Raw genomic sequence first — 12,752 nt, forward strand, 5'->3', positions numbered from 1 at the left:
TGCGCAGGACCTCGTCGTAGATGCTGCTGTCGACCAGGGGGATCCGCTCGGCGCGATCGTCCGGATACGCGCCCTCCGTATCGTGGACGCGCAGCATGCGCCGGCCCACGATGTCGACGAACAGGAACGACACGTACCGTGCCCCGAACCGGTCCCGCAGGTTCCGCGCGACGATGTTGAGGGAGTCCACCGGCGCCGCTGCCTCCGCCGCGGCCAGCACATCAGCCAGCCCGAACCGGTCATCCGCCACAGCAGCCTCCACAAGATCCACACTTCACGAGCCGGCCCGCAAGTGTCCCAGTTTTCCCAGGGCCGAACTCGCTCTGTGCAACTCTTCCACGGAATGCGGCGCAGGGCAGCACCGGTGCCAGGTCCCCCATTCCGGCCGGGGCTGGCCAGTACGCTCCTGCGAGCTGAAACCGCGCGGCGCTTCGAAACGTACCCCGGATTTTCCAGGCTTTCCGGGCTTTCCGGGCTTTCCTTGATCGGGTACAGGCGTCTCGGCTGGACAGGGGGATGGGGAAGAGCCGATGTGGGGGTGCTCCACATCGGCTCGTGAAGGTGCGTGAGGGCGGTACCGGTCAGGCGGCGGTCCGGGGCTGCGCCGGCGCAGCGGCAGCCGCGGCGGCGGCCTGCTGGTGCTCGGCGTTGATGCGCCGCGCTTCCCGGAGCTGGTCTTCGAGGATGACGATCCGGCACGCGGCCTCGACCGGGGTGCCGTGGTCGACGAGCTCGCGGGCGCGGGCGGCTATGCGCAGCTGGTGGCGGGAGTAGCGGCGGTGGCCGCCGGCGGACCGGAGCGGGGTGATGAGGCGGGCGTCCCCGATCGCGCGGAGGAAGCTCTGGGTGGTGCCGAGCATGTCGGCGGCCCGGCCCATCGTGTAGGCGGGGAAATCATCGTCATCGAGACGGTCGAACATGTCGTCTGCGGTCATCACACTTTCGTTCTGGAACACGGAGGGGCCCTGGTGCCTGTGGCACCAGGGCCCCGAAGGAACTGCTACACCATCTGCCGGCCCTGGTACTGCGCCGGCCTACTTACTCCGCGTGCCCGACCGAATGCTGTCGGGGGTGCGGGGATCGCGGTTGCTCGACCGGAGACCACCTCACTACTCGATGTCCTGCGGTACCCGGACTCGCGTGGCGTCCGGGCGATCCTGATGGCGCCCAATCCCTCCGTTCGTCCCTCTGGCGATCAACTGCTACCTGCGGGAACTGCTGGTACTGCTCAACTCAGAACTGCTGGTACTGCTCGCGGCCTGAACGAGCGCCACGCTCTTCGGCAGCCAGCCCCGTCGCCCATCCTGCATCTGCTCTGGCTTAGAACCCCACTGCCGAACCTCCCGGTGCGGATGCCCACCATCGACACCCTGACCGAGGTACTGCCGGGTACTGCGAACTGCTGGTACTGCACTACTGCGTCAACTGCCGGCACTGCGTGCGGTGGCCCCTGATGACTGCGGGCCACCCGGTCCGGTGATCAGTCCCGTCGCCGACCTGCAACTGCTCTGGCTTCGACACTCCACCACCGCACCGTCATACGGGTACTGCTCTGTACTGCGGGTACTGCCTGCCCGGCAGTTCGTCTCTGCCAGGCCCTTCGGTCTCTCTGTCCTACGAGAGAAACCATAACCACACCACCGCCCAATGTCTACTCCGGCCATCGCAGGTTTTCGAGTGGTCAGCGGAGAGGTAATCGGCGGCGTCGGGGTATGGCGGGGCAGAGGGCGGGCGCAGAGCGGCCGACAGCGGTTCGGGAGGGGAGGAGAGCAGGTGAGGACGGGTTCGGCCCACCGGGTGAAGCGGTTACGGTCGGTGGGAAGACGGCTACCACGGGGGAACGATGACCGATCACGACCAGCACGACCAGCCCGCACAGCACCCCTCACCCACGGCAGTGCCCGCGACCCGGCCCGCAGTGGTGGTCAGCGTCGCCGGGGAGCTCGACATGGACGTCGACCGCACCGCCGCCCTCGACGCGGCCCTGCAACGCGCGATCACCGACCCCGGCAGCCCTCCGGAGATCACCATCGACGTCAGCGGACTCGGGTTCTGCGACTCCGCCGGCCTCAACGTCCTGCTCCGCGCCCAGCTCACCGCCCTCTCCCACGGCCGCACCCTCCGCCTGCGGGGGCCGAACCCCCAGCTCCTCAACCTCCTGCACCGCACCGGCGCCCTCACCCTCTTCGACGTCGGGCTCCCGCCCGCCCCGAAGCCGACGGGCGGACGCACTCCCTGACACCCGATCCGGCGACCGACACCCGCGCGCGCGGGGGCGGGCGGGGAGCGGACACGGCCGGCCCAGGAGGGGATGAGAGCAGGTGAGAGCCGGCCGGCCCTCTCCGGCCGGTCGGCCCCGGAGAGGGGTGGGCCCGCCGGGGAGGCGACCAGCCCCACCCACCGGGTGTGCTTCACGGACGGAGTCGGCCCCGGCCTCCAGGAGCGGGAGCGGCGCGTCATCATCGGCACTCACCGGAGCGGGCTGGGCGGTGGCGACCGCGTTCAGGCAGCGCCGGTGCGCCGACTGAGCATTCACCAAACGACCCTTTTCATCCCTTACATGGCTTATTCGTGCCTTTTGGGGTAGTCGCCGAGATGGGCAGACGTCGATCTTGACGTCATCCCGACCCGTAGAGCGCCTCGCGCGCTTCGCCCAGCGGATTGGACACCTGCCATGACTACCGCGAACCCGGGCGGCACCCCCACCGGTCGCCGTACTACCAGTGCCGACGTGTCCGGACACGGGACACGCCGCCTGTCGACCGAGACGAAGTCGGCCCTGAAGACGACGGAGTTCTTCGTCTACATCGCTGCCGTCATCGCGGTCCTGATCGCCTCCATGCTCGTCGGCACCGAAGAGGGCCACCTCGACTACTTCCGCGCCGACAGGGCCTGGATGTACATCGTGATCCTCACCGTCGGCTACATGCTCAGCCGCGGGCTGGCCAAGTCCGGCAGCCGGGACAACTACGACGACAACGGCTCCTGACCTCGCACACCACCGGGGAGAAACCCGGCCGCACGGTCGCAGGACCCTGCTGCCCGGCCGGCCCCGGCTCGCACCCGCCTCGTCTCCCGCGCAGATTGCGCTGAGTGGCGCGCCCGGTCAGATCGAGGACTGCGGCGGTCAGGTACCACTCGCCCACCGGGGCGGTGACGGTCTCCCGCAGTGGATCCGGGCCTGGACCAGTTCCCGCAGCACGTCCCCGGCGCCCCGGGAGGCCGGGACCGGCCCGTATTGCGCTACCGCCATCACCTGCGCCCCGCCCACGCCGCGGGCGACATCCCCTACCGCCCCGCGGGCAGCCGTACGACCTCCGGCTCCGCGTCGTTGAACGACAGAATGCCCCGCCGTCCGCGTGGCTCGGACGCTGTCGTGACGGTCGACGTACGCGTCAGCCGACCCGAAGACCGACCGCCAGCGTCAGTTCGAGGACCCGGTGTGGCGATGCGAGATCCGGAAACAGCTCCCGCAGCTGCGACATCCGGTACCGGACCGTCTGGGGATGGACGAACAACGCCGCCGCCGCCTCGTCCCGCCTGCCCTGGTGCAGCAGCCACGCTCGCAACGTCTCCTCCAGCCGCCGTGCCGTCGCGACGGGCAAGGTCCGCAACGGTGCGAGGGCTCGGGCACGCAGGTCTGCGAACGCGTCCACGTCGGCGCTCAGGACCAGCTCGGGCAGGTGGTCCTCGGTGTCGCGAATGTCGCAGGAGAGGGAGCGCGCGCGTACGGCTCGTGCGTACGAGGCGGACGCACGAGTCCACGGCCGGGCCGGGCCGACCACGGCGGTGCGGTCGGTCAGCTGCCGCAAGAGATGTGATCGGTCGGCATCGGGGACGAGCAGGACGCCGGTGGCGTCCGGCAGATCGTCGAGGACGAGGGTGCTCGGGTCGAGCGCGCGGTAGGCGGGCCGGGCTTGGGCGGCGGGCAGCAGGACCGCGGTCAGCGAAACCGGAGGCTGCCACCCGGCCCGTTGAACAGAGGCCAGCAGCACGTCCGGGCTGGCGCCGGCGAGGAGGTCGCGGGCCAGGTGTTCCAGGTGGCGCTCGTGGGCCCTGCCCCGGGCTGCCAGTTCGTCGGCGTGGCCCGCGGCGCTCGCGGCGGAGAGCTCGTCGATGTAGGCGAAGGTCAGCTCGGCGAACTTGGCGACGTCGGCGGCGGGCAGACCTACGGGTACGGCACCCGCCGCCAGGCATCGCCAGGCCACGCGGGCGCCGACGCGGTAGGCGCTGAGCAGGGCGTCCATCGAACGGCCGTCGCGTACCTCGCCGCGGCCCAGCTCGTAGGCCGCGTCACCGGCGTCGCCGCTCGTGGCGTTCCCGCTCGCGAGGTCCAGGTAGTGCCCGAGCGCGGTACGGACGGCTCGGCGGATGGTGGCGCCCATGTGGCCCGAAAGGGCGTTGGCGTAGGGAGGGACCTCGTCGATGATCGCCTGGACGACCTCGTCGGCGGTGGTCTTCAGCGCGGCCCGAAGTACGGTGACCGTCGTCTCGTCCAGGGCCAGTTCGCTGGCCCTCCGGATTGCATGGCTCACGATTTTGTTCCCTGCGAACAATTCAGCCGATCAGATTTACGTCCTGCGGTCAGGACTTTACGCCTTGAGGCGCAGCAAGCTGGAGTCATGACGAGTACAGCCCTCCGCAGCGGGGCGTGGAAACTGCTGGAGATGGTCACGACGCCGCTGCTGCCGTCGGACTACTTCGACCTGGTCAGTCCGCTGCGTGCGGGCGCTGACCTGCGGGGGCGCATCGAGGCCGTGCACCCCGAGACGGGTGACGCCGCGACCGTCGTGATCAAGCCGGGACGGGGCTGGCGCGGCCACACAGCCGGTCAGTACGTGCGGATCGGGGTCGACGTCGACGGGGTACGCCTGTGGCGTGCCTACTCCATCACCTCGCCGACCACCCGGCGGGACGGCCGCGTCACGATCACCGTGAAGGCGATCCCGGACGGCAAGGTCAGCAACCACCTGGTCCGCAGGGCGACACCGGGCACGCTGATCCAGCTCGACCAGCCGACCGGTGACTTCGTGCTGCCGCGGGCCAAGCCCGCCAAGGTGCTCTACCTGACGGCCGGCAGCGGCATCACGCCCGTGATGGGCATGCTGCGCGACGTCGAGTTGGACGACGTCGTCATGGTCCACTGCGCGCCACGGCCGCACGACGTGATCTTCCGCGGCGAACTGCACGACCTGGTCGCGGACAAGAAGCTGCGGCTCACCGAGGTGCACACCGACACGGACGGCATGCTCGACCTCGCCCGTCTCGACGAACTCGTGCCCGACTGGGCCGAGCGCGAGACCTGGGCTTGCGGGCCCGCGGGCCTGCTCGACGCCGCCGAAGGGCACTGGACCGAGCACGGCGTACAAGAGCGCCTGCACACCGAACGCTTCCGTGCCGGCATCGTCGTCGCCGGCGACGGCGGCGAGGTCACGTTCAGTTCCACCGGCAAGACCGTCGACGCGGACGGTGCCACGCCGTTGCTGGACGTCGGCGAGGAGGCCGGCGTGCTCATGCCCTCCGGGTGCCGCATGGGCATCTGCTTCGGCTGCATCACGCCGCTCAAGGCGGGCGCCGTCCGCGACCTGCGCACCGGCGAAATCACCGAGGCCGAGCCGGGCGTCCTCATCCAGACCTGCGTGTCCGCCGCGGCGGGCCCCTGCGACATCGAACGGTAGGAGCACCTTGACCGCCATCGACCCCACCGCCCACCTGACCGCGGAGCAGATCGAGGAGCTCGGGCGCGAGCTGGACGCGATCCGCGACGAGGTGATCGCCGACCGCGGCGAGAAGGACGCCGCCTACATCCGCAAGGTCATCTCGGCGCAGCGCAAGCTCGAACTGGTCAGCAGGGGCGTGCTGTTGTTCTCGTTCTTCCCGCCCGCGTGGCTGATCGGCACCGCCGGTCTGTCCGTGGCGAAGATCATGGACAACATGGAGATCGGCCACAACATCCTGCACGGCCAGTGGGACTGGATGCGGGACCCGAAGATCCACTCCACCACCTGGGAGTGGGACCACGTCTCGCCGTCCGAGCAGTGGAAGCACTCGCACAACGAGCTGCACCACACGTACACCAACGTGATCGGCAAGGACAACGACCTCGGCTACGGCATCATGCGCGTCGACGAGGACCAGAGGTGGCACCCGTTCCACCTCGGCCAGCCGCTGTGGAACCTCATCAACGCCTGCTTCTTCGAGTACGGCATCGCGGCGTACGACCTGGAACTCGGCAAGAACCTGCACAAGCGCCGCCGCAAGAACCCGGAATTCCGCGCGCGGGCCAAGGCCGTGGGCCGCAAGATCCGCAAGCAGGTGCTCAAGGACTACGTGATCCACCCGCTGCTGTCGGGCCCGTCGTTCCTCACCACGCTCGCCGCCACGTTCACCGCGAACCTGGTCCGCAACATCTGGACCCACTCGGTGATCATGTGCGGGCACTTCCCCGAGGGCGTACAGGTCTTCGAGCGCAGGTCGATCAAGGGCGAGACGCGCGGCCAGTGGTACCTGCGCCAGATGATGGGATCGGCGAACATCAGCGGCAGCAGGGCCATGCACTTCATGACCGGCAACCTGTCGCACCAGATCGAGCACCACCTGTTCCCGGACCTGCCGAGCAACCGGTATGCCGAGGTCGCGGTGAAGGTGCGCGCGCTGTTCGAGAAGTACGAGCTGGAGTACGTCACCGGGCCGCTGCCCAAGCAGGTGTTCTCCGCGTGGCACAAGGTCTTCCGGCTCTCGCTGCCGAACAAGAAGCCGAAGGTCACAACGCCGGACCGCGAGCAGGAGCTCGTCGCGGCTTGATTTCCCGGTACTGGCCCGGCGCCCGCCCCGCGGCCGGCCGCGCCTGTGCACGCTCCGTCCGCTGCCGGGAGCGGATACCGCCCGCGGCGTCCGGGTGCCGGAGCCGCCGTCATCGCGTACGTCCCGCACCCCTGGCCGGTACAACCCGCTGCCGGTGGGCGGGAACGGGCGCAGCCGGGGCCAGGGCGGCGGCGGGCGCAGAAGCCGCGGCCGCCCCGGTGCCTCCGCGGCCCGTCCCGGCAGCACGTGCGAGGATGCACCGGTGCGGGGTCCGGCGGGCCCTCACGCAGTGGGTGGAGCGGGACGACGCGGACCGTCCGGTGATACGCGGCCACAGCGCCCGCACGAGACACGCACCGGTAATGCTCACGAGCGCGGGCAGGCGTGGCCCGGCGGCCCCTGGACGACACACCCCCGCCTCATACGGGGGCTCACACATCGCGGACAAGCAGCCGCGCCCACTTCCTCAACATGTAGAGCTGACCCGGAACCTGACGGCACCGTGGCGGCCTGGACGGCAACGGTCCAGGCCGCCACGGCGCCCCTTCATGCCTGCGGACACGGCCTGGAGCGGCTGGAGCGGACGGTGTGCAGAATGCGGCCGGGCCTGTCGCCTAGCCTGACTGATATTGATCATGGTGAAAGCGGGGGGAATGTGAGAACAAGAAGGACGATGGGCTCGTGGCTGGCCGCGGGGCTGGTCTCCGTGAGCGGTCTGCTCACCACCGGACTGGTCGCGCCGGCCGCGCAGGCAGAGGCGCAGGCGCCCACTGGGGAGGTACGCACCGTCACCTACAACGTCTGCGGCGCGTACGAGCTGAAGTGCCGGAGCGAGATGACGCCGACCGCCTGGGCCGACGGCCTCAAGGGACACGTCACGGACTGGGACGCTGACGTGGTCATGCTCCAGGAAATGTGCAAGGGCCAGTACGCCCAGCTGCAGCAGGTCCTGCCCGGCTACACCGCCGTGTGGACCAGTACCCAGCAGGCCGACGGCTGCGCCAAGTGGGGCAGCGACAAGAGCTTCGGCCAGGCCCTGCTGGTCAAGGCCCCCTCCAGCGCGGTCACAGGCATGGCGGCCGCAGTCACCCCACCCGGCTCCAGCGGGGAAAAGCGCTCCGTCATCTGTGCGAAGGCTCCCGTCGACGGGCGCACCACCCTGGTCTGCGGCACGCACCTGCGACGTGACGACGCCACGCAGAACGACACTCCGGCGCTGCTGGCACGAGTCGAGGCATGGGCGGGATCTCTGCCGGTGATCCTGGCCGGGGACTTCAACGCCCGGCCCGGGTACACACACATGGATCCGCTCTATCCGGCGCAGGCCGGAGCGCTCTCACTCGTGGAAGCCGACGCGGGCGATCGGGAGTTCTTCACCCCGGCCTGCAACACCGCTGGCGTGACGGAGTGCCGCAGCGGTGCGCCGACCACCATCGACAACGAGACCGGTACGAAGTACGTCTCCAAGTTCGACTACACCTTCTTCTCCCGCCAGGACTTCCGCGACCTGCGCAGCGAGACCGCGGAAACCGGCCTCACCAAGGTCAAGGACCACAAGCTGGTGCGCTCGGCTGCGACGTTTCGGGCACCGGTCTCCGGAGACCTCACGGGGGACGGCCTGGTCGACCTGCTGGCCGTACAGGACGACGGCTCGCTGCGCCTCTACCCCGGGCTGGGGAACGGCCGCTTCGCCTCCTATCAGGTCATCGGCGCGGGCGGCTTCGCCGGAGCCGATGTCAGCCACCGCGGCGACTGGACCGGCGATGGCCTCGAGGACGTCATCGCCCGCATCGGCGACGAGCTGTGGGTCTACCCCAACACCGGGGCGGGCTTGCTCGGTGCGCGGATCGCGATGGGCGGACGCCCGGCCGGCTGGGCCCACGCCCATGTCTACGCCGTCGGCGACATCGACGGCGACCGGCAGCCCGACCTCGTCGGCCGCAGCGTCAACGGGCTCTACCTGCACCGCGGCGCCGGCACACCGGCCCTCCCCCACGACACCGTGGCCCTGGGCGGGCCGGAATGGAAGTCCGCCGACCAGCCCGATGTCCTCGCACCCGGCGACGTGAACCAGGACGGCCGTGCAGACCTGTGGGCCCGCACCGCCAACGGGCAACTGCGCCAATACCTTTCCCAGGGGGCCCAGGCACTGCCCGCCCCCACCGTCCTCGGCTCCGCACTCAAGGCCGCGTACCCGTTGGCCGGGACGGTGGGCGACGCTGACCGCGACGGGCACGCCGACCTGCTGCTCACCACCACGCCGCAGGGCACCGGCACCGGACACCTGACCTTCGTCCCATGGAACGCGACTGGCACCGGCTTCGGCGCGGCCGTGACCATCGGTGAAGGCGGCTGGCGCTGGATCCAGTCCCTGCGCTGAGCCGAGGAACGTCGAGGACGCCCCGGCCGCAATGCGGCCGGGGCGTACCGCGAAACGGCCGGCGCCGGGACGGATCCGCACCCGAACCCCCGTGTGCCGGCTAGCCGGCGGCGGGTGGCCGCGGACGTCGCAGACAGGGGGCACGGCTTTCCGGCGGTGGACGTGGACGGTGCCTCCCTGCGCGATCTCCGGGTAGGTGTCGATGCCGGTCTCCGACGCCAGGCGGGCGGGCCGCGCCGCGGAGCGCGATCGCTGCGGCGGCGTCCGCCCGGCGGGTCCGCCGAGGTCGAAGTCGCGGCCGGGTGCCCGGAGGGACGGGGTTCAGGCCCTGGCGAGCCGGTCCACCAGCAGCTCCACCCTCGGTTCGATGTCCTCGGGCGGCAGGCGTCCCGCCCGGGTCAGGGTCGCCAGGCCGTGCAGGGACGCCCAGAACACCTCGGTGAACAGTCCCGGGTGGACGTCGTCCCCGGCGACCTCGCCGAGGCTTTCCAGCAGGGCGGCGAAGGCGTCCTTGAGAGGCTCCGGGGTGTCCTCTTCCGCGAAGGCCAGGCCGCCGTCGAGCTGGAACAAGGCGTCGTAGACCGCCGGGTTGCGTCCGGCGAAGTCGAGGTAGGTGCGGGCGAGGGCGGTGACCCGCTCGCGCGGGCCGTCCGCGGCGGAGGCTGCGGCCCGCACGGCCGCGGCCATCTCGGTGGCGCCCTGGAGGGCGACGGCGCCGATGATCTCGCGTTTGCCGCGGAAGTGGCTGTAGAGGACGGGCTGGCTGTACTCGATGCGTTCGGCGAGCCGGCGGGTGGTGACCGCGTCCCAGCCCTGCTGCTCGGCGAGTTCGCGGGCCGTTGCCACGATGAGGCGCTCGCGCTCCGCCCGTTCGCGCTGCTTGCGTTCCTGTACCGACATGAACCGATCCTAGCATCGCTAGACAATCGAGCGACAATAGCGCTAGCTTTGCCTCATCAGCTAGCAACGCTAGAAATCAGGAGGGGTCAGCATGCTCGACGCACTTGAGGTCGTCACCACCGTGGTCGTCGGACTGATGGTGGGGGTGGAGGTCTCCGTTGCCTTCGTCATCAACCCGATCCTCGGCGCACTCCCCGAGGACAGCGGCCAGCTCGGCCGCAGCCGCGGGGGCCGGATGCTCGGCGCCGTGATGCCGGTCTGGTACATCGGCTCGCTCGCCCTCGTCGCGGCCTGGGCCGTCGCCGGATGGCACCACGACGGAACCGGCCTCGTCGTCATAGCCGGCACGCTGCTGATCCTGAGCGTGGTCATGTCGCTCCTGCTGCTCGTCCCGATCAACAACCAGAGCAAGACGTGGACCCCCGAGAACCGGCCCGAGGACTGGAAGGAGCAGACGCGCCGCTGGGACCGCTTCCACTACGTCCGCGTGGCCGTCATCATCGGCGCCTTCACCCTGCTCGTCGCCGCCCTCGCCTGAGCCCCACGAGGGCCGGCGGGCGCATGAGTACCGGGAGACGCCCGGCTGAGGACTCGGTCCGGATGGTCGAGGCCCGGTCAGTGTCCGGTTCGGGCGCGGCTGTGGGGGTGGCCGCGAAGGGTGATGTTGTGGTCGGTGACGGCCGAGAGGTCACCGGACTGACGGGCCCGTCGGCGCTGCTCGCCCGCTTCGGCGCAGATCTCGCATCCGGCAGAGGGGACGGGGATCCGCCAGTCGTGGTCGGGCAGATCGATCGGCGCTGGCTGCACGCTGCTGTGGTCCATGGGACTCCTCCTTCGCCGGCCCCCTTCGGCAAGCTACCGCCGGTACCGGATCTGACGGAGTGTGATGTGCAGAACCGGCCACATCTCCGACCGAGATGCGCAGATGCGGCCGTACCGGTCTGGAACCGCAAGGCCCGCCGCGACCTACTCGATACCGGGCCGCGCTCGGCGCCCGCCGAGCCGGGACCGGCTGGGCGCGGTGAAGGCACGCCCGGCGTCCGCCGGCCCGGTGGGTGATCACGGACCGGCGGTGGGGTTGCTGCCGGAGCGGCGGGCCCAACCGTGGTGCGCCGCTCCGGCAGGTTCGAAGGTGCGCGCCGATACGCGGGGCGCACCCCCGGATGTGGTGTCCGAGCCCGGGACGCGGACACCATGCGAGGGGTGGTTCAGGGGCGGGGCCGGGGGCGGCTGCCGGAGGGGAGGACCCGTTCCTCGCCGCGCAGAGGGGGCGGGGAGCCCTTTCTCCGCGGTCCCGCTGCCCGGCGATGGCCCGCGCGGGCCGCACCCTCGTGGTCATGTCCGTTCAACGCGCAGCCACCCGGCCGGTTACCCCGCCACGAGACTGACGGACGGCGTCGGAGGCCGCGGGGCGCCCGCGCCCTTCCCCCTGCTTGCGGCAGCGTTCGGCCGGGTGGGGCGTCGTGCCGAGGTGGGCGGTGGTGCCGGTGGCGTCCAGGACGCGGGCCACGGCGGGCTGTAACGGGCCGCTGAGGTGGAAGCCGGCTCCTGCCCGTGCCGCTTCGGCCTTCGCCCACACCAGGGCGCGCAGGCCGGAGCAGTCGCAGAACGAGACCCCGCTGATGTCGATGCGCAGCAGGGCGGGGCGGCCGGTGAGGGACTCGCGGACCGCGTCGCGTATGTCCGGGGCGGTCTCCACGTCGAGTTCACCGGTGAGGTGGATCAGGCCGTAGCGGCCCGCGAGGACCACCGTGCGGTCTCCCCGCCGAGGAGGTGGGCTTGTGCCCGGCTGCCGCGGGCCCGCCGGCCGGCGGCTCTGCGCCTCTCCCCTCATCAGGCCGCTGCCGAGGGGTTCACCGATCCGGAGGAGCGGCGGTACTCGGCGTTGATGCGCTGCGCTTCCTCCAGCTGGTCTTCGAGGATGACGATCCGGCAGGCCGCCTCGACGGGCATGCCCTGGTCGACGAGCTCGCGGGCGCGGGCCGCGATGCGCAGCTGGTAGCGGGAGTAGCGGCGGTGGCCGCCCGCGGAGCGCAGCGGGGTGATCAGGCGGGCTTCGCCGATGGCGCGGAGGAAGCTCTGGGTGGTGCCGAGCATGTCGGCGGCCCGGCCCATCGTGTAGGCGGGGAAATCGTCGTCGTCGAGACGGCCGAGCGTGTCGCCTGCGGTCATTTCACCTCTCTGTGGAGCATGCGGAGGGGCCCGGGCGCCTGATGGCACCCGGGCCCCGAAGGAACTGCTACACCATCTGCCGGCCCTGGAACTGCGCCGGCCTCTTCATCCGCCTACCTGTCCGGGGGTGGACAGGCTGTGCGGGGATCGCTGTTGCTCGACCGGAGACCACCTCACTATCGATGTCCTGCGGTACCCGGACTCAGCACTCCGTCCGGGCGATCCTGATGGCGCCCAATCCCTCCGTTCATCCCTCGGATGATCAACTACTTACCACTGGGAACTGCTGATACTGCGAACTACGGGTGATGCGAACTGCTTGTACTGCTCGCGGCCTGAACGAGCGCCACGTTCTTCGGCAGCCAGCCCCGTCGCCCATCCTGCGTCTGCCCTGGCTTAGAACCCCACTGCCGAACCTCCCGATGCGCGCGCCCGCAGCCGACGCCTTCACCGAGGTACTGCTCCACTCAACTTCACTGCTGGGTACTGCGAACTG

Annotated in this window: 12 protein-coding genes and 1 pseudogene; 6 read left to right on the plus strand and 7 right to left on the minus strand. The window is 70.5% G+C overall.

From position 1 onward, the window contains the following. Together ACFWW8_RS33135 and ACFWW8_RS33140 are read right to left on the minus strand one after the other, a co-directional pair. Nucleotides 1–250 (minus strand): annotated as a pseudogene (locus ACFWW8_RS33135) (serine/threonine-protein phosphatase); the annotation flags it as partial. 331 nt (nt 251–581) lie between these two features. Further along, on the minus strand, nt 582–935 hold the full coding sequence (locus ACFWW8_RS33140; RefSeq protein WP_386535099.1) for a MerR family transcriptional regulator: 354 nt from the start codon (nt 933–935) through the stop codon (nt 582–584). Between the two features lie 908 nt (nt 936–1,843). Here ACFWW8_RS33140 and ACFWW8_RS33145 point away from each other — a divergent pair. Further along, a complete protein-coding gene (locus ACFWW8_RS33145) occupies nt 1,844–2,239 on the plus strand; it encodes an STAS domain-containing protein (protein WP_386535100.1) in 396 nt (131 codons plus the stop codon). Between the two features lie 435 nt (nt 2,240–2,674). Continuing rightward, on the plus strand, nt 2,675–2,989 hold the full coding sequence (locus ACFWW8_RS33150) for a hypothetical protein (RefSeq protein ID WP_386535103.1): 315 nt from the start codon (nt 2,675–2,677) through the stop codon (nt 2,987–2,989). A gap of 406 nt (nt 2,990–3,395) precedes the next feature. Here ACFWW8_RS33150 and ACFWW8_RS33155 read toward each other — a convergent pair whose 3' ends face one another. Continuing rightward, nucleotides 3,396–4,535 (minus strand): PucR family transcriptional regulator, encoded by a 1,140-nt coding sequence (locus ACFWW8_RS33155; protein WP_386535106.1) that lies wholly within the window; start codon nt 4,533–4,535, stop codon nt 3,396–3,398. 87 nt (nt 4,536–4,622) lie between these two features. Between ACFWW8_RS33155 and ACFWW8_RS33160 the strand changes: the two genes are divergently transcribed. From ACFWW8_RS33160 to ACFWW8_RS33170, 3 genes are all read left to right on the plus strand, one after another. Beyond that, complete coding sequence (locus ACFWW8_RS33160) at nt 4,623–5,678, plus strand: ferredoxin reductase (protein ID WP_386535108.1); 1,056 nt, start codon at nt 4,623–4,625, stop codon at nt 5,676–5,678. Nucleotides 5,679–5,685: 7 nt separating this feature from the next. Continuing rightward, nucleotides 5,686–6,804 (plus strand): fatty acid desaturase family protein, encoded by a 1,119-nt coding sequence (locus tag ACFWW8_RS33165; RefSeq protein ID WP_386535111.1) that lies wholly within the window; start codon nt 5,686–5,688, stop codon nt 6,802–6,804. Nucleotides 6,805–7,477: 673 nt separating this feature from the next. After that, a complete protein-coding gene (locus ACFWW8_RS33170; protein ID WP_386535113.1) occupies nt 7,478–9,184 on the plus strand; it encodes an FG-GAP-like repeat-containing protein in 1,707 nt (568 codons plus the stop codon). A gap of 321 nt (nt 9,185–9,505) precedes the next feature. Here ACFWW8_RS33170 and ACFWW8_RS33175 read toward each other — a convergent pair whose 3' ends face one another. Further along, nucleotides 9,506–10,084, minus strand: a complete 579-nt coding sequence (locus ACFWW8_RS33175; RefSeq protein ID WP_386535115.1) for a TetR/AcrR family transcriptional regulator — start codon at nt 10,082–10,084, stop codon at nt 9,506–9,508. A gap of 91 nt (nt 10,085–10,175) precedes the next feature. On the opposite strand from ACFWW8_RS33175, the gene ACFWW8_RS33180 reads away from it, so the two are divergent. Beyond that, nucleotides 10,176–10,622: an anthrone oxygenase family protein gene (locus ACFWW8_RS33180; RefSeq protein WP_386535117.1), complete on the plus strand. Its 447-nt coding sequence runs from the start codon at nt 10,176–10,178 to the stop codon at nt 10,620–10,622. Between the two features lie 77 nt (nt 10,623–10,699). On the opposite strand, the gene ACFWW8_RS33185 is transcribed toward ACFWW8_RS33180, so the two are convergent. From ACFWW8_RS33185 to ACFWW8_RS33195, 3 genes are all read right to left on the minus strand, one after another. Then, nucleotides 10,700–10,906 (minus strand): hypothetical protein, encoded by a 207-nt coding sequence (locus ACFWW8_RS33185; protein ID WP_386535120.1) that lies wholly within the window; start codon nt 10,904–10,906, stop codon nt 10,700–10,702. 523 nt (nt 10,907–11,429) lie between these two features. Then, nucleotides 11,430–11,834 carry an STAS domain-containing protein gene (locus tag ACFWW8_RS33190; protein WP_386535123.1) on the minus strand — a complete coding sequence of 135 codons (405 nt, stop codon included), beginning with the start codon at nt 11,832–11,834 and terminating at the stop codon, nt 11,430–11,432. Between the two features lie 83 nt (nt 11,835–11,917). Further along, entirely contained in the window at nt 11,918–12,256 is a 339-nt protein-coding gene (locus ACFWW8_RS33195) for a MerR family transcriptional regulator (RefSeq protein ID WP_386535125.1), read from the minus strand. Nucleotides 12,257–12,752: the final 496 nt, after the last annotated feature.

Source organism: Streptomyces sp. NPDC058701 (assembly GCF_042715295.1).
Classification (GTDB): domain Bacteria; phylum Actinomycetota; class Actinomycetes; order Streptomycetales; family Streptomycetaceae; genus Streptomyces.

What these genes read in the sequence shown, in the direction of transcription:
- ACFWW8_RS33140 (WP_386535099.1), bottom strand. Translation starts at nt 935, where the DNA reads ATGACCGCAGACGACATGTTCGACCGTCTCGATGACGATGATTTCCCC.
- ACFWW8_RS33145 (WP_386535100.1), top strand. Translation starts at nt 1,844, where the DNA reads ATGACCGATCACGACCAGCACGACCAGCCCGCACAGCACCCCTCACCC.
- ACFWW8_RS33150 (WP_386535103.1), top strand. Translation starts at nt 2,675, where the DNA reads ATGACTACCGCGAACCCGGGCGGCACCCCCACCGGTCGCCGTACTACC.
- ACFWW8_RS33160 (WP_386535108.1), top strand. Translation starts at nt 4,623, where the DNA reads ATGACGAGTACAGCCCTCCGCAGCGGGGCGTGGAAACTGCTGGAGATG.
- ACFWW8_RS33170 (WP_386535113.1), top strand. Translation starts at nt 7,478, where the DNA reads ATGGGCTCGTGGCTGGCCGCGGGGCTGGTCTCCGTGAGCGGTCTGCTC.
- ACFWW8_RS33175 (WP_386535115.1), bottom strand. Translation starts at nt 10,084, where the DNA reads ATGTCGGTACAGGAACGCAAGCAGCGCGAACGGGCGGAGCGCGAGCGC.
- ACFWW8_RS33180 (WP_386535117.1), top strand. Translation starts at nt 10,176, where the DNA reads ATGCTCGACGCACTTGAGGTCGTCACCACCGTGGTCGTCGGACTGATG.
- ACFWW8_RS33185 (WP_386535120.1), bottom strand. Translation starts at nt 10,906, where the DNA reads ATGGACCACAGCAGCGTGCAGCCAGCGCCGATCGATCTGCCCGACCAC.
- ACFWW8_RS33195 (WP_386535125.1), bottom strand. Translation starts at nt 12,256, where the DNA reads ATGACCGCAGGCGACACGCTCGGCCGTCTCGACGACGACGATTTCCCC.